The sequence below is a fragment of the Leisingera sp. NJS201 genome, from assembly GCF_004535885.1.
Taxonomy (GTDB): domain Bacteria; phylum Pseudomonadota; class Alphaproteobacteria; order Rhodobacterales; family Rhodobacteraceae; genus Leisingera.
In genome coordinates this window covers 3,448,521-3,466,340 of sequence record NZ_CP038234.1, presented here as the reverse complement: position 1 = coordinate 3,466,340, position 17,820 = coordinate 3,448,521, and the positions used below count along the sequence as shown (strand labels likewise).

Sequence of the window (17,820 nt, the reverse complement as noted above, 5' to 3'; positions counted from 1 at the left end):
ATCGCCTCCCCGCCCGCACGGGCAGGCGATTTGGGGCCGCCCGCGCTACAGCTGGAGTTCGCACGGACCTGGCCGGCATAAACTGCCAAACACCAGTGTTGGATCGCCTCCCCGCGGTCAGGCGATGGCGCGGCTTGGCAACCCACAAACTTGTGACGTGACACTTGCCCCCCCTTGGCTAGGCTCAGCCAAATGATCCGAAGCGCTCTTTCCTTCTCTGCCGTCCTCCTATGGGCCTCCGCCGCTGCCGCCATGGGGCCGTCGAAACCCTCTGACTGCCATGGCGGGACGCCTTGCCAGCTCGGGGACCGCTCTTATCACGTGATGGAGCCGGAGGGCTGGGACGGGGTCACGCCGCTGCCGGTGCTGCTGCATTTCCACGGCTGGGCGCGGACCGGGGTCAATGCGCAGCGCAGCGGCCGGATCGGCGCCTCAACCAAACGGCGCGGTGTGCTGCTGGTGACGCCGAACGGGCGGCGCAAGACCTGGGACTTCTGGTCGCCAAAGACCGGGGATGTCGGTTTCACAAACGAAGTGCTGCGGGACGTGGCCAAGCGCTATCCTGTTGATACGGGGCGTATCTATATCTCGGGTTATTCCTATGGTTCGGCGATGGCCTGGCGGTATGTTTGCGAGAGCGGCAATCATGTGGCCGCTTTGCTGGGAATTGCCGGGGCGTTTCCACCGGGGGAGACCTGCCCCGAGGCTCCGCGCGAGGTGCGCCATGTACACGGGGTAAGCGATACTGTGATGCCCTTTCCCGACGACGGTCCCGGCGGGCAGGCGGTGCCCATGGGGCTGTGGCGCGCCAGGCTGGACTGCGGCGCCGGGCAGGAGGCGGGCGACTGGCAGGTGGTGGATTTCCTTAAACTCAGCCGCACCGAATGGCGGAACTGTGCGGAGGGCCGGGTGGTGCTGGACATTCATCCGGGCGGCCATTTCATCCCGCATGGCTGGATCGGGCGGCAATTGGACGAGCTTTTGAACCTCACTCCCAGCTATCCTTGAGGGCAGGGGCGCAGAACCCTTGAACCTTGGCGCATTCTTTGTCATTGCCTCTGGCAAACTGCATGTCTGCCAAGGGGTCCCCGACCGATGAAATTCACGCTTTCCTGGCTGAAAGACCACCTCGACACCGACGCTTCGGTGGAAGAGATCACCGAGACTCTGACCGATCTGGGTCTTGAGGTTGAAGGGGTCGTCAATCCAGCCGACGCGCTGAAGGACTTTAAACTTGGCTATGTGACACATGCCGAAAAGCACCCGGATGCCGACAAGCTGCGGGTCTGCAAGGTGGATACCGACGAGGGCGAGCTGCAGATCATCTGCGGCGCGCCGAACGCCCGCGAGGGCATCACTGTGGTGGTCTGCAAGCCGGGCATGTATATTCCGGGGCTGGATATCACCATCGGCGTTGGCAAGATCCGCGGCGTGGAAAGCTATGGCATGATGGCGTCCGAGCGCGAGCTGGAGCTGTCGGAAGAGCATGACGGCATCATCGAGCTGCCCTCGGGCGCGGTCGGCGACAAGTTCGTGGACTGGCTGGCGGAAAACGATCCGGCCAAGGTCGATCCGGTGATCGAGATCGCGATTACCCCGAACCGGCCCGATGCGCTGGGCGTCTACGGCATTGCCCGCGACCTTGCAGCGCGGGGTCTTGGCACCCTTAAAACCCGCGCGTTTGAGGCGATCCCGGGCGATTTCGCAAGCCCGATCAAAGTGACCATCGACAAAGACACGCTGGACGGCTGCCCGCTGTTTGCCGGCCGCCTGATCAAGGGTGTGAAAAACGGTCCCAGCCCGCAATGGCTGCAGGACCGGCTGACAGCGATTGGCCTGCGCCCGATTTCGGCGCTGGTGGACATCACCAACTTCTTCACCTTCGACCAGAACCGCCCGCTGCATGTGTTTGATGCGGCCAAAGTATCTGGTGATTTGCGGGTGCACCGCGCGGCAGGCGGCGAGACGTTGAAGGCGCTGGATGAAAAGGAATATACCTTCGGCGCAGGCCAGATGGTGATCTCGGATGCGAACGGCCCCGAAAGCATCGGCGGCATCATGGGCGGCGAAGAGACTGGCTGCACCGAGGAAACCGTTGATGTGTTCCTGGAAAGCGCGTTCTGGGACCATGTGCAGATCGCGATGGCGGGCCGGGCGCTCAAGATCAACTCCGACGCGCGCTACCGCTTTGAGCGCGGCGTGGACCCGGAGTACACTATCGAGGGCCTGCACCGCGCGACCCAGATGATCCTGGATATCTGCGGCGGTGAGCCGTCGGAGGTGGTGATCGCCGGCGACGTGCCGGATCATTCGCGCGCCTACAAACTGGATTCCGGCCGGGTGCAGTCGCTGGTGGGGATGGAAATCCCGGAAAGCGATCAGCGCCAGACCCTGACCCGTCTGGGCTTCCGCCTGGAGGGCAACATGGCGCATGTGCCCAGCTGGCGCCCGGATGTTCAGGGCGAGGCCGACCTGGTCGAGGAGGTGGCGCGGATTGCCTCGCTGACCAAGCTGCAGGGCAAGCCGCTGCCGCGGCTGAGCGACGGTATCCCGAAGCCGGTGATGACACCGCAGCAGCGCCGCCAGCAGATGGCGCGCCGCACCTGCGCCAGCCTCGGCTATAACGAGGTGGTGAGCTACACCTTCATCGACAAACCCTCGGCTGCGCTGTTCGGCGGCGGCGGTGATGCGACCATGCTGGCGAACCCGATCTCAACCGAGATGTCGCATATGCGCCCGGCGCTGCTGCCGGGCCTGCTGCAGGCTGCGGCCCGCAATCAGGCGCGCGGTTACATGGATCTGGCCTTGTTTGAGGCTGGTCCCGCCTTCCACGGCGGTGAGCCGGGTGAGCAGCACAACCTGATTTCGGGCCTGCTGGTGGGCCGCACAGGTCCGAAGGATGTGCATGGCGCTTCGCGCGCTGTTGATCTCTATGATGCCAAGGCTGACGTTGAGGCGGTTCTGGCAGCCATCGGCGCGCCGGCCAAGGTGCAGATCCTGCGCGGGGCGCAGTCCTGGTGGCATCCGGGCCGTCATGGCCGCATCTGCCTGGGTCCGAAGAAGACGCTTGGCGTGTTTGGCGAACTGCATCCCAAGGTGCTGAAGGAGATGGGGATCAAGGGCGCGGCTGTTGCCTTTACTATCTGGCCGGATGAGATTCCGATGCCGCGTAAATCCGGTGCCAGCCGCCCGGCGCTGGATATCAGCGACCTGCAAGCGGTGGAGCGGGACTTTGCCTTTGTTGTTGATGCTGAGGTTGAGGCGCTGACCCTGGTCAATGCGGCCGCCGGGGCTGATAAGGCGCTGATTTCAGATGTGCGCGTTTTTGACGAATTCATCGGCGGTTCCTTGGGTGAGGGCAAGAAGTCGCTGGCCATTACCGTGCGGCTGCAGCCCAGCGACAAGACGCTGCAGGAAAAGGATATTGAGGCGGTGAGCGGTAAAATCATCGCCAAAGTGACCAAGGCCACCGGCGGCACCCTGCGGGGCTAAGGCTGGACCAAGGCTTTTGAAGAAAAGTCTTGGCAAAAGTTTTCTGTAAAACTTTTGGCAGCGCTCCCGTTGGGGCGCTGGCCTTTCTATGCGTCACCTCGCGGAGAAGAACTCCGCCAGCAGGTCGAACACCAGCCGGATCCGGCGGCTGGTGTGCAGCTCGCGGTGAGTGGTGAGCCAGACCGGGAAAACAATCGGTTCCATTCCAGGCAGAAGCCGCTCCACCCCCGGCGCGGCGGCTGCGACGCTGTCCATCATCGGACAGATGCCGAACCCTTGTTTCACCAGCTCCCACGTGGCCAGCCCGCTGGTGGACTTGATACGGAAATTGTCAGGCGTCAGGGGAATACCCAGCGGCGCCATGAACGCGATCGAGCGTTCCACATCGGCGAAACCCACGAAATCATGATCCGCCAGCTCTGCCGCTGATGCAGGGCGGCCGCGCCGTTCCAGATAGCTGGCGGCGGCATAGAAGTGGGCAGTGGCTTCCTGCACCAGACGGGCGATCAGCTCGGGCTGTTCGGGGCGGACGTGGCGGATGGCGATATCAGCTTCGCGCCGCATCAGGTCGCGGATATCATTGGCGGCCACCACGTCGATGGTAAGCCGGGGCGCGCGCTGGCGCAGCTGGTGCAGCACCGGCGGCAGCACATGGGCGGACATCACATCCGAGGCGGTAATCCGCACCGTGCCGTCGATGGATTGCGCCTGGCCGGTGGCGGCCAGACACAAGCCATCGGCTGCCGCTCCCATCTTGCGGCTGTGGGAGAGCAGCTCATGCCCCGCCTCGGTCAGGGCCAGGGTGCGGCCTAGGCGTTCGAACAGCAGCACGCCCAGCTCGCCTTCAAGGGCTGCAACCTGGCGCGACAACGTAGGCTGGGTGAGGCCGAGCCGACGCGCCGCTGCTGAAAGCGAGCCGGTTTCAGCGGTGGCGAGAAAGGCGCGAATGTGGTTCCAGTCGGGGCTGTTCATGCAAATATGTATAACGAACTTGCGAATTTCGGCAATTTATCTGTGGTTCCTGCATGGGTAGGGTTCCGGCAACCAAGGAGATCCGCGATGACAGCCGACGCCCGATTTTGGAATAAGGTCGCCCCGAAATACGCCAAATCCGCGATCCGCGACGAAGATGCTTACCGCTATGCGCTGGAACGGACCCGGTCATATTTGAAACCGGAGGACAGCGTGCTTGAACTGGGCTGCGGCACCGGTTCCACCGCGATTGAGCTGGCACGCAGCGTGTCGAAAATCACTGCAACAGATCTGTCGGAAGCAATGCTGGAGGTGGGCCGCGAGCGGGCGTGGGACGCTGGCGCCAGCAATGTGGAGTTTCAATGCAGCAGCGCTGGCGAGGCGCCGGAGGGCCCGTTTGATGCGGTTCTGGCGCATAACCTGCTGCATCTGCTGCCGGATCTGGAGGCTGTTCTGAATGGTGTGGCGGCGCGGCTGGCGCCCGGCGGGCTGTTCATCTCCAAAACACCTTGTCTGGGAGAGATGCGGGGCAGTTGGAAGTACCGGATGTTTCAGGTGGCAATTCCGCTGATGCGGCTTGTGGGTTATGCGCCCAGTTATGTGGATTTCATCGACATCCGCACCTTGGAGGCGGCGGTGCAGCGGGCCGGTTTCGACATCATTGAGACCGGCAACTACCCGGCGGACACGCCAGGCCGCTATTTGGTGGCGCGGCAGCGCTGAACCTTTGCCTTTTGCCTGCCTGCCCTAGGTTACAAGGCGGAGGCTTTGATGTTCGAGGACCGGATTTCCGCCGGGCTTCAGCTGGCCAGGCATTTGGTTGAACTGCCGGTGAAGGACCCCGTGGTGCTGGCGCTGCCGCGGGGCGGGGCGCCTGTTGCGCTGCCCATTGCACAGGCCCTGCAGGCGCCGATGGACCTGCTTTTGGTGCGCAAAATCGGCATGCCGTCCAATCCGGAGCTGGCGGCCGGCGCGCTGGCGGAGGGCAGCAATCCCATTTTTAATAACGCATTGCTGCGGATTGCGGGCTTGAGGCCGGAGGATTTTGCAGCCCAGGTTGGCCAGGCGCGGGAGGAGAATGCCGCCCGCCGCGCCCGGTATCTGCGCGGGCGGGCGCCGGTTGAGCTGGCCGGGCGCACGGCGATTGTGGTGGATGACGGCATTGCCACCGGCGCGACCTTCATGGCGGCACATATCTGGCTTAAGGAACGCGGACCGGCCAGTGTTATCCTTGCCGTCCCTGTGGCGCCGCCGGAAGCGGTGGACGAATTGCGTCCGCTGGTGGATACTGTGATCTGCTTGCTGTGTCCGGAGGAATTCCGGGCTGTCGGCGTGCACTACAGGGATTTTACGCAAACCAGCGACGCAGAGGTCATGGCTGCTTTGGCCGCGGCCCCGCAGGCTGGCGCAGGAAAGGACAAAACGTGGCATTGAAGGTTTATCTCTCGGGCGAGATCCACACCGATTGGCGGGAGCAGATCATCGAAGGCTCAAAAGGGCTGGAGGTCAGTTTCAGCGCGCCAGTCACAGATCACGGTGCCAGCGATGATTGCGGCGTGACGGTTCTGGGTGCCGAGGACAATAAATACTGGCATGACCACAAGGGTGCGATGGTCAACGCGATCCGCACCCGCAAGGGGATTGCCGATGCCGATGTGGTGGTTGTGCGCTTTGGCGATAAATACAAACAGTGGAACGCGGCCTTTGATGCGGGCTATGCCGCCGCCCTTGGCAAGTCGATCATTGTCCTTAGCCCGCCGGAGCATCAGCACGCGTTGAAAGAGGTCCACGCAGCAGCGCTGGCAGTGGCGCAAGAGCCGCGCCAGGTCGTTGAAATCCTCGCTTATGTGCTGACGGGCAAACTGCCTGCATGACACCCCCGGTGCTGGAGACCGACCGGCTGATCCTGCGCCCGCACCGGGTGCAGGATTTTGCTGATGTGGCCGCCCTGTGGGCAAACCCTGAGACTGTGCGCTTTATTCAGCCAGCCGTCGTGACGCCGGAAGGCGCCTGGGCCAAGCTGATGTTCCATCACGGCCACTGGCAGGCGATGGGGTTCGGAGTCTGGGTGATCACCGGGCGCAGCAGCGGCCGGTATCTGGGCGAGACCGGGTTTTTCGTGACCCCGCGCCAATGCGACCCGCTTTTGGGGGATGCGGTTGAGGCAAGCTGGGTGCTGACGCCGGAAGCTCAGGGGCAGGGGATTGCGGCAGAGGCGGTGCTGCGGACCCATGCCTGGGCGGACACCGCAGGTCTTTGGCCGGAAACGGTTTGCCTGCTGGACCCGGAGAACACGGCGTCACAAAAACTGGCCGCGAAGACCGGCTATGAATTTCGCCAGGAGGTCCAATACCGCGGCGGCACGTCGCTGGTGATGGCGCGCAAGACCGGGCAGCCTGGCACGGCAGCGTAAGGCTCCCGCCCCTGAAAGCGCTTCCAGAGGAAGCGCATTGCAGCGTTGGGCACGGCACCGCGTGATGCGCGGTGCAGGCCGTGTGCCGCCGGTGCCAGTTTCCATTGCAGAATCCGGTGTAACTTTGCTGGGATTTTTTACGCCGATTTTGCGATTTGCCGCGCCCTTCAACGGTTCCTTAACGCTGGACGGCCAAATTGGCCTCTTAACGCACGACGACTTTACGTAAAGCACCGCGCGCCGATTGGGTGCGGTGCTTAGGAAGACAGCATGACGAACCGCCGCAGACCTGTTTTGCAAATCACCCCGCTGATCGAGGACGCGGGCCTGTTCAAGCGAGAGGTGCGGGATGTCCCGTTGGAGCTGGTGCCGGTGTTTAACCGGAACAACCGCGGTGATCTGGTGGTGAAGGGGATTATTCAGCCGGATGCGGAGATCGAGGTGGTCTTTGCCGGGCGCCGGATGCGTGAGGCGGCTGGTCTGGTGACGCAAATGAAGAAGCTGCGGGTGCAGGGGGTGCGTACGGCGATGCATGGCCACGAGGCGATGAACAGTATCCGGCGGCTGCGGCTGCCGGTCCAGGTGCGCGGCACCTGGCGGCTGCGTTTTGATCGCGATGCGTCCGGCTGGGAGGTCAAGAGCTATCAGCTGCTGGCCGCGCAATGGGCCTTTGCCGATGCGGATGGGTATACTGTTCTGTGCGGCTGGCCGCCCGCCGAGCCGGACGACAGATTGCAAGACCGCGCCCGCGCCGCGCGGGCCCAGCTGGCCGCGGCACGGGCCGCGCAGGCAGCGCGGACAGGCTAGGCCCCCGGCCACCCACCCGGGTTGCAGCGCACGAACGCCCCGCCAAAGGCGGGGCGCCAGGCCCAACGGGATGAGGCCCGTCAGGGCCGAAGACGGGCGGGAGCGCCTCAGCTCTCCTTCTTGATTTCCACAGAATGCGGATAAGGAATAGAAATGCCCTTGGCGTCGAAAGCCTCTTTCACACCCTGCGTCAGGGCAAATTTCACTTCCCAGTAATCCGCCGCATTACACCATACACGGGCTGTCAGATCGACGGAACTGTCCCCCAGATTGGTCACCCGCACCCAAGGTTCTGGATCTTGCATCACCCGCGCGTCGGCGGCGGCCTGTTCAAGGATGATCGCCTTGGCAGCATCAGCGCTGTCGCCGTAGTCGATGCCGAACACCATGTCGACGCGGCGGGTGTCGTGATGCGAGAAATTGGTGATGATCGCGCCCCAGGCCTGGCCGTTTGGTACGATGATTTGCACATTGTCCGGCGTGGCCAGTTCAGTGATGAACAAATTCAGATCCTTCACCGTGCCGGAGGTGCCGCCGATATCAACAAACTGGCCGATTTTGTAGGGGCGGAACAGGATCAGCATGAAACCGGCTGCAAGATCGCTGAGCGTGCCCTGCAGTGCCAGCCCGATTGCCAGCGTCGCGGCGCCAAGCATGGCGACCAGGCTGGTGGCCTCGATGCCGAAGATGCCAAGGACGGCGACCAGCACCACAAGCAGCAGAACCCAGCGCACAACGCTGGCGGCGAAATTGCCCAATGTCGGGTCGATCTTCGGGGTCTTGTTGATACGGCGGCGCACTGCACCGCTGATCCAGCCGGCGGCGATCCAGCCGAGGATCAGCACCACCAGCGCCTTGGCGCCATTTACCATCAGGGGCCAATAGGCGCCCGCCTGTTCAATCATCTGTTCCATGTCCGTGTCCCAACCGGTTTCCCTAAATGTGCCCGAATGTCGTGGAAGAGGCGTGCTGAGGCAATAGGGTGCAGCGGGGAAAGATCGGGCGGCAAAGGCTCAACCTTTGGGGGAGGCAGGCCGCGTGCCGCAGGATGGTGCGGACGCGCGCCTGAGAACAATCAGCCGGCACAGAGGAGGAGCGGGGCTCAGCGCCCCCGCCTCGCCCTGGATTCAGAAAACAAACAAATCAGCAGTCACATCGTCCGCGTCGAAGTTGCGAAGGGTGATAGAAACATCTGCAAACCTGATATCGGCGCCTTTGCCGGTGTCGCTGATCTCCAAGTCGGAGAATTTGGATGCACCGCGGTAAATCCTGATCAGGTCTTCGCTTGCGTCAAAGTTGCGGATCGTATCGTGGCCGTCGCCCCTCTTGAAGATAAACAGGTCGGCGCCGTCGCCGCCATCGAGCCTGTCGTTGCCTTTGTTGCCGCGCAAGACATCCTTGCCGTTGCCGCCAACAAGGATGTCGTTACCCCCGCCGCCGAGCAGTTTGTCATTTCCGGCACCACCCAGCAGTTTGTCACGTCCATTGCCGCCCAGAAGTTCGTCATTTCCGCCGCCGCCATCAAGGGTATCTCTGCCATTCTGTCCCTTGAGAACATCCTTACCGCTGCCGCCGGAAATGGAATCGGCACCGGTCCCGCCTGCGACAGTATCTGCGCCATGCCCGGCTCTGATGGTCTCGCTTCCGGACATCGTGAAAAAGGCGCCGGGCCGGATGTCATCGTCTTCGCGCGAACCTTTGATGGTCCAGTCTTTTCCGTTCACAAAGGACTGGAACCTTTCAAGGTCGAACTTCCCTGTTGCGGTAGTGGCCGTGCGGCTGGTCAGGTCAAATAGGCCTTCAGCGCTGACATCGACGTCGTCCAGCACCAGTTTTTCAATGGTGTGGAAAGACGGGGTCAAGGAAATCTCGGCATAGCGGAATTTGGTGATGTCGCCGGTGATAAAATAGCTGCCTGAGCCAGGAACCCGCAAATCATAGCCGTTTAGGCTCACGGTTTCGGGGTAGTTGGAAATCAGCAAGAATGTTCCGGTGTCGTATTTATTGGTCAGCCGTGCCCCGTTGAAGGTTTGAATAAGCCCGGTCATCTGGGTCGTCAGGGAACCTGTCACGGTCATAGTCGGCATGGATTTAACCTTTGAAAAGTTTCGCCAGTTTTTGGCTGAAGACGGATTTGAGAAGGGCCTACACCACTGGTTGCGGAGGGTTCAAGCCGCGACCGTGCCGCATGTCCGAGGTTTACGCACACTCATTAACTGAGCGCCGCATGATAGGGGAAGCCGCCTTGGTAATGGAAAAGCCCCGCCAAACCGGCGGGGCTTTCCTCAAATCGGTGTTCTGGAAACGCTTCGCTTACTGCTTCAGCGCCAGTTTCGGTGACAGCACATCCATGCCCAGAGCTTCGCCAACCGCGTAATAGGTCAGCTGGCCTGCGTGCACGTTCAGGCCGTTCAGCAGGTGCGGGTCGTCCTCGCAGGCCTTGCGCCAGCCTTTGTTGGCCAGGTTCAGCATGAAGGGCAGGGTCGCGTTGCCCAGTGCCTGGGTCGAGGTGCGCGCCACGGCGCCCGGCATGTTGGCCACGCAGTAGTGCATGATGCCGTCGACCTCATAGATCGGGTCGGCGTGGGTGGTCGCCTTGGAGGTCTCAAAGCAGCCGCCCTGGTCGATGGCGACGTCCACCAGCACCGCACCCGGCTTCATTTCGCTAAGCTGGGCACGGGATACCAGTTTTGGCGCCGCAGCACCGGGGATCAGCACCGCGCCGATCACCATGTCGGCTTCACGCACCAGTTCAGCTGTTGCACCGGCGGTGGAGTACTGGTTCTTGAAGGTGCGGCCAAAGACGTCGTCCAGATACTTCAGGCGGGTCAGCGAACGGTCCAGAATGGTGACATCCGCGCCCATGCCGGCTGCGATCTTGGCCGCGTGGGTGCCGACGACGCCGCCGCCGATCACCACAACCTTGGCCGGGGCCACGCCGGGCACGCCGCCCATCAGCACACCGCGGCCGCCGTTGGCCTTTTGCAGGGTGTAGGCGCCCACTTGCGGTGCCAGACGGCCGGCCACTTCGGACATCGGCGCCAGCAACGGCAGGCCGCCGCGGTCGTCGGTCACGGTTTCATAGGCAATCGCGGTGCAACCGGATTCCAACAGGTCGTGGGTCTGCTCCGGATCGGGGGCCAGGTGCAGGTAGGTGAACAGCAGCTGGCCTTCGCGCAGCATCTTGCGCTCAACCGCCTGGGGTTCCTTCACCTTGACGATCATGTCGGCGGTTGCAAAGATTTCCTCGGCTGTGTCCAGGATCACGGCACCGGCGGACACATAGTCCTCGTCGGTGAAGCCGGCGCCCAGGCCGGCGCCTTTCTGGATCACAACGCCGTGGCCGTGGAACACCGCTTCGCGGGCGGCATCCGGGGTCATGCCAACACGGAATTCCTGGGGTTTAATCTCGGTGGGGCAGCCGATTTTCATGTGAGTATCTCCTCAAAACTCTGTGCGGGCATTTTGCCGCAGCGCTGGCAAAATGTGCTTCTTTTTTGGGCGGAAGAAAAACATACCTTTCGAAGATTCTTCGCGTATACTGGTGTTGAACAGCAAGGATCTTCGCGAAATGTCGCTGGACGAAACAGATCGTCGCATTCTCTCGGTGCTGCAAAAGCAGGGCCGCATCTCCAATGCCGACTTATCGGAGCGGGTGAACCTGTCGGCCTCGGCCTGCCACCGGCGGGTGCAGCGACTGGAGGCTGACGGATACATCCGTGATTATGTTGCGCTGCTGGACGCGCGCAAGATGAACGTGCCGACCACGGTGTTTGTCGAGATCACCCTGTCCGGCCAAGCGGATGAGGTGCTGGACGCGTTTGAAAAAGCGGTGTCGCGGATACCGGATGTGCTGGAATGCCACCTGATGGCAGGCACCGCGGATTACATCCTTAAGGTGGTGGCGGAAAACACCGAGGACTTCGCCCGCATCCACCGCCAGCATCTGGCGCGGCTGCCGGGGGTGGCGCAGATGCAGTCGAGTTTTGCGCTGCGCACGGTGTTCAAGACCACGGCGCTGCCGGTTTGATGCGGCTTTGATGCTGATGGCCGGGTCCGGGGCTTTTGCGCTTGAACCCCGGTGTAAATTCCGGTTGCCTTGGGGGAAGGCGCAGCCGGGGCCGCATGTTTGCCGCCCGAGCCGCCCGTGCGGCGGTGACTGCTTTCTGCTGCCGCCCCGGCCGCGTGACATCAAACAGTCGCATGCCGCCCGTAAAAGGCGGCGTTTGCACGACCTGACAAGGAAGGAACCCTGCCCGTGACCCGCGAATTTGAAACCGCATCCCTTGATTGGCTGGAAGCGGAACTGCAGGACACGCTGGACGAGGATATCGAGATTGAATTCTCGGAGCCGATGCTGAGCCAGGAGATCCGCAAGATCTACCGCGAGCAGCACCCGGAAATGCTCGACCGGCAGATCTATTTCCGCAACCTGTTGCGGCTGCAGGCAGAGCTGATCAAGGTCCAGGACTGGGTGCAGAACTCTGGCGCCAAGGTCTGTATCCTGTTTGAAGGCCGCGATGCGGCGGGCAAGGGCGGGGTGATCAAGCGGATCACCCAGCGGCTGGACCCGCGGGTGGCGCGGGTGGTGGCGCTGCCGGCACCGAACCGCCGCGAGCAAAGCCAATGGTATTTTCAGCGCTATGTGCCGCATCTGCCGGCGGGGGGCGAGATCGTTCTGTTCGACCGCTCCTGGTACAACCGGGCCGGTGTCGAGCGGGTGATGGGCTTTGCCAGCGACGACCAGGTCGACCAATTTTTCCAGGACGTTCCGGAATTTGAACGGATGCTGGTGCGCTCAGGCATTATTCTGCTGAAATACTGGTTCTCGATCACGGACGAGGAACAGCAGCTGCGGTTCATGATGCGCATTCACGATCCGATGAAGCAGTGGAAACTGTCGCCGATGGATCTGGAAAGCCGGATCCGCTGGGAACAGTACACCAAGGCGAAGGAACAGATGTTCAAGCGCACTAACATCCCAGAGGCGCCTTGGTATATTGTTGAAGGCAATGACAAAAAGCGTGAACGGCTGAATTGCATCGAACACTTGCTGACCAAGATCCCCTATGACGAGGTGCAGCACGAAAAGGTGGATCTGCCAGACCGCAAGTACAATCCCGACTATGAGCGCCAGGTGCTGCCGGATGAATTGTACGTGCCCAAGATCTATTGAGGCCAGCAGGGGGCCTGGCTGCCGGCGTTGAAATTGCGAAAGGGCGCGCCAAGGCACGCCCTTTGCATGGTTGCCCGGCGAGGGTCAGAACAGGAAGTCGCTGGCCTGAAGCTCCTGCTCTGTGATGCCGCTGAGCAGCAGGCTGTCGCCATCGCTGTCGCTGATCAGCAGGCCGGCATTGGTCTGGCTGGTGTGATTGTTCATCAGGTCGCTGAAGCCGGTGATGCCTGTCGCCGCGCCCAGGTCAATGCGCTCGCCGCTGGCATCCGGGTTGAAATCACTCACGGTGTCATCGCCGCCGCTGAAGATGAAGAGGTCGCCGCCGCCCTTGCCGACCAGCTTGTCATTGCCGCTGCCGCCGTCCAGGGTGTCTTTGCCGCGGCCGCCGAACAGTTTGTCGTTGCCGCTGCCGCCGTTCAGTTCATCCGCGCCGTTGTTGCCGCGCAGCGTGTCATTGCCTGAGCCGCCGTTCAACTCGTCGCCGCCGGCCTTGCCGTGCAGTTTATCCCGGCCTTCGCTGCCGTCGAGACGGTCCTGGCCGCTGCTGCCGGTCAGCGTGTCATTGCCGCCGAGACCGTCCAGACTGCCTGCGCTGCCAAGGGTCAGGGCATCGTTGCCGGAGGTGGCACCGGTGCCGGTATTGCCGCCGGAGCCTCCGCCATTACCGCCTCCGGATCCGGAATCCAGCTGCAGGTCCGCGCTGGTGCGGGCGAAGTTCTGGGTGACCATCACCGCATCCCAGCCATTGAAATTGCCCTGCTCGATGCCGATGCCGATCACCTCGACATTGGCGTTGAGGATGTTGGCGCGGTGGCCGGGGCTGTTCATCAGCGATTCGTGCAGGTTGACGACATCATCAGCCAGCCCGGCGGCGCCGCGTTCGCTTTGCCAGGCGATGTTCTCGGCCCAGGTCCAGCTGCCGGAGAACTGAAAGCCGGCATCTTTCATCCGGTCGCCGGCGCTGGAACCGCCAGAGCCGGTATGGGAGAAGACATCCTGCTGCAGCATCCATTCGCTGTGGTCTTCGGCCGAATCGTTCAGGCGCAGCTCCAGCTGGACCGGGTTGAGCCCGCGCGACGTGCGCTCGGCGTTGATCAGGTCGAGCATCTGGCGCTCGAGTTGGCTTGCCTGTGACATCTGTAACTGCTCCGTGAGTGTGCCGACTGTGCGGCGGTGCTCCCTTCGGTTAACGGAAATTTAAGGCGCCGAAAGGGCCGGAAGGTGGAGCAGCAGAAATGCGGCGAAGCTCTGCCCGTCGCATGGGGGCAGATACGCGGATTTCTGCGCGCGCGGCGGCCGCGGGCAGCGCTGAGCAACTGCTGGGAGGGCATCGGCGCAATCCTGCTGCGGGGCGACGGGCCGGGCAGCGCAGGATTCGGGGGGCAGCTGCCGTCAGGAGACAGGTTTGTGCCGCAGAATCAGAAGAAGAAGGGGGGCCGGGCACCGTCGGGGGAAGCTGTCGGTGCCCGGCAATACTGAAAACCCGGAGAGGCAATGTCTTGTTTGCAGGGACCAAGACAGGCGCCGGAGTCGTTTGGGGGGGGAGACGCGGCCTGCCCCGGGTTTCAATGAACCGGGTGTTCCAATCCCGGACGGCGGGGCAGTGTTTAGGGAAACGCATCAGATTTACCCTGCCGTATACTCTGTATAGCAGAGAAAATTAACGAAATACACCCTAAAGATGTAATTCGGGCAAAATTGCGGTATTTCTGTGTATCCACTTAAGAAACGGCAATTTCTTTAGGGGCGCAGAAATGACAAACCCCCGAGGCAGAGCCGCGGGGGTCGTCTGAACTTAAGTTCCGGCTGGTCGCAAGACCGGCCCAGTGCTGTCCAAAGCCGGACGGCCTGCCGCTTAGAGCAAACCTTCGCGCTGGAGCTTCTTACGTGCCAGTTTCCGGGCACGGCGGATCGCTTCAGCTTTCTCGCGCGCTTTTTTCTCGGACGGCTTCTCGAAATGTTGCTTGAGCTTCATTTCGCGGAATACGCCTTCACGCTGCAGCTTTTTCTTCAGGGCACGAAGCGCCTGATCGACATTGTTGTCGCGAACACTAACCTGCATGTGGTTTTCACCACCTTTCTAAGTTTGAGTTGCAAGGAAATTGCAGGAAGTGGCCGTATAGCAAAGGCCGGCTATTTTGTCTAGTAGGGTATCAGGACGCTGAAAGCGGGAGGGTGACATGACCGAAGACCAGGATCGCGCGCAGGACGATATCAAGGAAAAGCTGCTGGATGCGGCGTTGAATCATGTGCCGTTTGACGGCTGGTCCGAGGTGACATTCCGGGCCGCCTGCCAGGACGTGCAGGTGGCTGAAGTGCTGGCCCATGCGGTTTGCCCGCGCGGCGGGGTGGACCTGGCACTGGCCTATCACGCCCGCGGCGATTCGCGGATGCTGGCGCGGCTGGACGCCGAGGACCTGTCCGGCCTGCGGTTCCGCGACAAGGTGGCGGCGGCGGTACGGTTCCGGCTGGAAGCCGTGGATGACAAGGAAGCGGTGCGCCGCGGCACAACGCTGCTGACACTGCCGCAATATGCCGGCGACGGGATCAAGGCGATCTGGGGCACCTGCGATCTGATCTGGGAGACGCTGGGCGACGGCTCGGATGATCTGAACTGGTATACCAAGCGCGCATCGCTGGCCGGGATCTATTCCGCCACAGTGCTGTTTTGGCTGGGCGATGACAGTCTTCAGCATCAGGCAACCTGGGAATTCCTCGACCGCCGGATCGGCAATGTGATGGATTTTGAAAAGCTGAAGGCAGGGCTGCAGAAAAACCCGCTGCTGAAGCCGTTGCTGGTGGGGCCGAACTGGCTGGCCGAACAGATCAAGCCGCCAAAAGGGCGGGACGATCTGCCGGGGTCGATTAACCCGCGGAGGTAGGGCGGAGGCCAGAGGTGCCTGGGCTTTCACCGCTGCCACTCCCGGTAAAAAGCAAAGGCAGGCTTTCAGCACCCTGAAGCACATTACGCAAATGCGTGCCGCCTCATGCTGCCCTGGTGCAGAAAGGATTCCCTGCGCCGGCAAATGTGCCTTGGCCGGGCGGCGATGACCAGCCGGAGCATTTCTCCCGTTAATCCTAAGTAAACCTCTGCCGCACTATGCAGAAGGCATTGCCGCAGCGCTGGCGCGAGCGCTGCTCAGCATGTGGGCAGCCAGTCTGCCGTTGATCGTCAAACGGGCTGCTTGAGTACATTGCGAGCGAAACCGGCAGTGTGCTGATGAAACTGGAATTTTCAGTTGAGGGGTATTTCAATGGGAAAAGTGAATGTCAAAATCGGCGGGTTCGGGCACAGCGACAAGTGGGATCCGCTTGAGACCTCGGGTCTGGGAGACTGCATCTGCATTGTGGCCTATGACAAGAACAAGCAAGTCGGCACGATGCACCATTTTGTGACGACATCCTGCCGGAGCGGTCCTCCCGAAGACATAACGATTGACGACAAACCGCTCAAGGCGGCGAAGGGGAAGCTGGACCAGGCCTTCAAGAAGGGACACCCGAAGGGGACGAAAATTACAGGATACCACGTCAAACTTGGCAAAGAATGGACTGCAAACAAGTACTTCAAGGGTGATCCGAACAAGGCACTGACGGCCGCGTGCAAGAGTGTCTTCAAAATTGCTCCGAAGCTCTCAGGTACCAAAGCCACATTTGATTGCAGCACCGGCAAGCTGACCTAAGCCCTGCCAGTCTACCGGTGGCGCTTTTCTTGGCGCCACCGGCGTTCCGCTTGATCCAGCGTGTGCCGGTACGCCGGGCTTTCGCACAGTTGCGCGGCACCTTCCAATGTCCTTGCTGGGTTTGCATTCCGTTCGGGCAAGAGTCTTCTCCCGGATCGTGCTGTCCGCAAAGCGCCCCAACTGCGGCGCCTTTGCTGTTTGCGCTCACCCGGACGGGTGCTAGGCAAGGGGCAAGGATCAGGAGGACAAAATGCCATGACAGAGATGATGCGCGCGGTGGAGATCACCAAACCCGGCGGGCCGGAAGTGCTGCAGCCTTGCCAGCGCCCGGTGCCGCAACCGGGCCACGGCGAGGTAGTGATCAAGGTGGCCTATGCCGGGGTGAACCGGCCCGATGCGCTGCAGCGCGCGGGCGCCTATGATCCGCCCAAGGGTGCCAGTGACCTGCCGGGGCTGGAAGCCTCGGGCGAGGTGACGGCTGTGGGGGCAGGCGTCAGCGGCATCCGCGCGGGCGATCTGGTCTGCGCGCTGCTGCCCGGTGGCGGCTATGCGGAATATGTAGCTGCTCCAGCCGCCCATTGCCTGCCGGTGCCTGCCGGACTGGATCTGAAACAGGCGGCCTGCCTGCCGGAAACGTTTTTCACCGTCTGGTCCAATGTCTTTACCCGCGGCGGGCTGAAAGCGGGCGAGCGTTTCCTGGTGCATGGCGGCTCTTCCGGGATCGGCACCACGGCGATCCAGCTGGCCAAGGCCTTTGGTGCGCGGGTGTTTTCCACCGCCGGGTCGGATGCGAAATGCCAGGCCTGCCTGGATCTCGGCGCCGAACGCGCAATCAACTACCGCGACGAGGATTTCGTCAAGGTTCTGAAGGCCGAAGGCGGCGCTGATCTTGTCCTCGACATGGTCGGCGGCGACTATATTCCGCGCAATGTGAAGGCAATGGCCGAAGACGGCCGCCTGGTGCAGATCGCCTTTCTGAAGGGGCCGAAGGTGGAGCTGAACTTTGCCCTGATGATGGTCAAGCGGCTGACCCTGACCGGCTCGACCCTGCGGCCGCAAAGCGATCTGGCCAAGGCGCAGATTGCCGGGGACCTGCGCGAGGCTGTCTGGCCCTTGATCGAAGCAGGCAAGGTGGCACCGGTAATGGACAGCGAATTTGCACTGGAGCAGGCCGCCGCTGCACACACGCGGATGGAAAGCTCCGGCCATATCGGCAAGATTGTTTTGAAAGTGGGCTGAAACTTCAGGCTGCCTGACACAGAAAGGCCGGCAGATCTGCC

The 17,820-nt window shown here is 62.1% G+C and carries 19 protein-coding genes; 13 read left to right on the top strand and 6 right to left on the bottom strand.

The features are described 5' to 3' along the window. The first annotated feature begins 192 nt into the window (after positions 1 to 192). Positions 193 to 1,008 (top strand): PHB depolymerase family esterase, encoded by an 816-nt coding sequence (locus ETW23_RS16955; protein ID WP_134830718.1) that lies wholly within the window; start codon positions 193 to 195, stop codon positions 1,006 to 1,008. A gap of 87 nt (positions 1,009 to 1,095) precedes the next feature. Further along, on the top strand, positions 1,096 to 3,492 hold the full coding sequence (pheT, locus tag ETW23_RS16950) for a phenylalanine--tRNA ligase subunit beta (RefSeq protein ID WP_134830717.1): 2,397 nt from the start codon (positions 1,096 to 1,098) through the stop codon (positions 3,490 to 3,492). A gap of 93 nt (positions 3,493 to 3,585) precedes the next feature. On the opposite strand, the gene ETW23_RS16945 is transcribed toward pheT, so the two are convergent. Then, complete coding sequence (locus ETW23_RS16945) at positions 3,586 to 4,464, bottom strand: LysR family transcriptional regulator (RefSeq protein WP_134830716.1); 879 nt, start codon at positions 4,462 to 4,464, stop codon at positions 3,586 to 3,588. 87 nt (positions 4,465 to 4,551) lie between these two features. Between ETW23_RS16945 and ETW23_RS16940 the strand changes: the two genes are divergently transcribed. From ETW23_RS16940 to ETW23_RS16915, 6 genes are read left to right on the top strand one after another with little or no spacing between them, the layout of a single operon-like run. Next, complete coding sequence (locus ETW23_RS16940; RefSeq protein ID WP_134830715.1) at positions 4,552 to 5,187, top strand: class I SAM-dependent methyltransferase; 636 nt, start codon at positions 4,552 to 4,554, stop codon at positions 5,185 to 5,187. A gap of 48 nt (positions 5,188 to 5,235) precedes the next feature. Then, on the top strand, positions 5,236 to 5,898 hold the full coding sequence (locus ETW23_RS16935) for a phosphoribosyltransferase (protein WP_134830714.1): 663 nt from the start codon (positions 5,236 to 5,238) through the stop codon (positions 5,896 to 5,898). Further along, positions 5,889 to 6,338, top strand: coding sequence for a YtoQ family protein (locus ETW23_RS16930; protein WP_134830713.1), 450 nt, complete (start codon positions 5,889 to 5,891; stop codon positions 6,336 to 6,338). The genes ETW23_RS16935 and ETW23_RS16930 overlap by 10 nt, the downstream gene beginning before the upstream one ends. Then, positions 6,335 to 6,877 carry a GNAT family N-acetyltransferase gene (locus tag ETW23_RS16925; RefSeq protein WP_134830712.1) on the top strand — a complete coding sequence of 181 codons (543 nt, stop codon included), beginning with the start codon at positions 6,335 to 6,337 and terminating at the stop codon, positions 6,875 to 6,877. Before ETW23_RS16930 ends, ETW23_RS16925 begins: the two co-directional genes overlap by 4 nt. Before the next feature lie 37 nt (positions 6,878 to 6,914). After that, on the top strand, positions 6,915 to 7,106 hold the full coding sequence (locus tag ETW23_RS16920) for a hypothetical protein (RefSeq protein ID WP_134830711.1): 192 nt from the start codon (positions 6,915 to 6,917) through the stop codon (positions 7,104 to 7,106). Between the two features lie 41 nt (positions 7,107 to 7,147). Continuing rightward, positions 7,148 to 7,684, top strand: coding sequence for a hypothetical protein (locus ETW23_RS16915; RefSeq protein ID WP_134830710.1), 537 nt, complete (start codon positions 7,148 to 7,150; stop codon positions 7,682 to 7,684). A gap of 107 nt (positions 7,685 to 7,791) precedes the next feature. Here ETW23_RS16915 and ETW23_RS16910 read toward each other — a convergent pair whose 3' ends face one another. The 3 genes from ETW23_RS16910 to ald all read right to left on the bottom strand — a co-directional run bounded on the left by ETW23_RS16910 (position 7,792) and on the right by ald (position 11,116). Next, the gene (locus ETW23_RS16910; RefSeq protein WP_134830709.1) at positions 7,792 to 8,598 is read right to left on the bottom strand and encodes a mechanosensitive ion channel family protein; all 807 of its coding nucleotides are present in this window, start codon (positions 8,596 to 8,598) and stop codon (positions 7,792 to 7,794) included. Positions 8,599 to 8,811: 213 nt separating this feature from the next. After that, positions 8,812 to 9,771: a calcium-binding protein gene (locus ETW23_RS16905; RefSeq protein WP_134830708.1), complete on the bottom strand. Its 960-nt coding sequence runs from the start codon at positions 9,769 to 9,771 to the stop codon at positions 8,812 to 8,814. A 226-nt stretch (positions 9,772 to 9,997) separates the two neighbouring features. After that, entirely contained in the window at positions 9,998 to 11,116 is a 1,119-nt protein-coding gene (gene ald / locus ETW23_RS16900; RefSeq protein ID WP_134830707.1) for an alanine dehydrogenase, read from the bottom strand. Positions 11,117 to 11,255: 139 nt separating this feature from the next. Here ald and ETW23_RS16895 point away from each other — a divergent pair, with 139 nt between their 5' ends. Together ETW23_RS16895 and ppk2 are read left to right on the top strand one after the other, a co-directional pair. Continuing rightward, positions 11,256 to 11,714 (top strand): Lrp/AsnC family transcriptional regulator, encoded by a 459-nt coding sequence (locus tag ETW23_RS16895; RefSeq protein ID WP_027257950.1) that lies wholly within the window; start codon positions 11,256 to 11,258, stop codon positions 11,712 to 11,714. A gap of 228 nt (positions 11,715 to 11,942) precedes the next feature. Then, on the top strand, positions 11,943 to 12,860 hold the full coding sequence (gene ppk2, locus ETW23_RS16890) for a polyphosphate kinase 2 (RefSeq protein ID WP_134830706.1): 918 nt from the start codon (positions 11,943 to 11,945) through the stop codon (positions 12,858 to 12,860). An 84-nt stretch (positions 12,861 to 12,944) separates the two neighbouring features. Here ppk2 and ETW23_RS16885 read toward each other — a convergent pair whose 3' ends face one another. Both ETW23_RS16885 and rpsU read right to left on the bottom strand, forming a co-directional pair. Further along, positions 12,945 to 13,997 carry a CAP domain-containing protein gene (locus tag ETW23_RS16885; protein WP_134830705.1) on the bottom strand — a complete coding sequence of 351 codons (1,053 nt, stop codon included), beginning with the start codon at positions 13,995 to 13,997 and terminating at the stop codon, positions 12,945 to 12,947. Positions 13,998 to 14,715: 718 nt separating this feature from the next. Continuing rightward, complete coding sequence (gene rpsU / locus ETW23_RS16880) at positions 14,716 to 14,922, bottom strand: 30S ribosomal protein S21 (protein ID WP_024088814.1); 207 nt, start codon at positions 14,920 to 14,922, stop codon at positions 14,716 to 14,718. Positions 14,923 to 15,040: 118 nt separating this feature from the next. On the opposite strand from rpsU, the gene ETW23_RS16875 reads away from it, so the two are divergent. From ETW23_RS16875 to ETW23_RS16865, 3 genes are all read left to right on the top strand, one after another. After that, positions 15,041 to 15,742: a COQ9 family protein gene (locus ETW23_RS16875; protein ID WP_134830704.1), complete on the top strand. Its 702-nt coding sequence runs from the start codon at positions 15,041 to 15,043 to the stop codon at positions 15,740 to 15,742. A gap of 372 nt (positions 15,743 to 16,114) precedes the next feature. Beyond that, a complete protein-coding gene (locus tag ETW23_RS16870; RefSeq protein WP_129369728.1) occupies positions 16,115 to 16,540 on the top strand; it encodes a hypothetical protein in 426 nt (141 codons plus the stop codon). A gap of 255 nt (positions 16,541 to 16,795) precedes the next feature. Continuing rightward, on the top strand, positions 16,796 to 17,779 hold the full coding sequence (locus tag ETW23_RS16865) for an NAD(P)H-quinone oxidoreductase (protein ID WP_134830703.1): 984 nt from the start codon (positions 16,796 to 16,798) through the stop codon (positions 17,777 to 17,779). The last annotated feature ends 41 nt before the right edge of the window (positions 17,780 to 17,820 follow it).

Bases quoted from the DNA above. Each gene is read 5' to 3' on its own strand.
- ETW23_RS16955 (WP_134830718.1), top strand. From the start codon at position 193: ATGATCCGAAGCGCTCTTTCCTTCTCTGCCGTCCTCCTATGGGCCTCC.
- pheT (WP_134830717.1), top strand. From the start codon at position 1,096: ATGAAATTCACGCTTTCCTGGCTGAAAGACCACCTCGACACCGACGCT.
- ETW23_RS16945 (WP_134830716.1), bottom strand. From the start codon at position 4,464: ATGAACAGCCCCGACTGGAACCACATTCGCGCCTTTCTCGCCACCGCT.
- ETW23_RS16940 (WP_134830715.1), top strand. From the start codon at position 4,552: ATGACAGCCGACGCCCGATTTTGGAATAAGGTCGCCCCGAAATACGCC.
- ETW23_RS16935 (WP_134830714.1), top strand. From the start codon at position 5,236: ATGTTCGAGGACCGGATTTCCGCCGGGCTTCAGCTGGCCAGGCATTTG.
- ETW23_RS16925 (WP_134830712.1), top strand. From the start codon at position 6,335: ATGACACCCCCGGTGCTGGAGACCGACCGGCTGATCCTGCGCCCGCAC.
- ETW23_RS16915 (WP_134830710.1), top strand. From the start codon at position 7,148: ATGACGAACCGCCGCAGACCTGTTTTGCAAATCACCCCGCTGATCGAG.
- ETW23_RS16910 (WP_134830709.1), bottom strand. From the start codon at position 8,598: ATGGAACAGATGATTGAACAGGCGGGCGCCTATTGGCCCCTGATGGTA.
- ETW23_RS16905 (WP_134830708.1), bottom strand. From the start codon at position 9,771: ATGCCGACTATGACCGTGACAGGTTCCCTGACGACCCAGATGACCGGG.
- ald (WP_134830707.1), bottom strand. From the start codon at position 11,116: ATGAAAATCGGCTGCCCCACCGAGATTAAACCCCAGGAATTCCGTGTT.
- ETW23_RS16895 (WP_027257950.1), top strand. From the start codon at position 11,256: ATGTCGCTGGACGAAACAGATCGTCGCATTCTCTCGGTGCTGCAAAAG.
- ETW23_RS16885 (WP_134830705.1), bottom strand. From the start codon at position 13,997: ATGTCACAGGCAAGCCAACTCGAGCGCCAGATGCTCGACCTGATCAAC.
- rpsU (WP_024088814.1), bottom strand. From the start codon at position 14,922: ATGCAGGTTAGTGTTCGCGACAACAATGTCGATCAGGCGCTTCGTGCC.
- ETW23_RS16875 (WP_134830704.1), top strand. From the start codon at position 15,041: ATGACCGAAGACCAGGATCGCGCGCAGGACGATATCAAGGAAAAGCTG.
- ETW23_RS16870 (WP_129369728.1), top strand. From the start codon at position 16,115: ATGGGAAAAGTGAATGTCAAAATCGGCGGGTTCGGGCACAGCGACAAG.
- ETW23_RS16865 (WP_134830703.1), top strand. From the start codon at position 16,796: ATGACAGAGATGATGCGCGCGGTGGAGATCACCAAACCCGGCGGGCCG.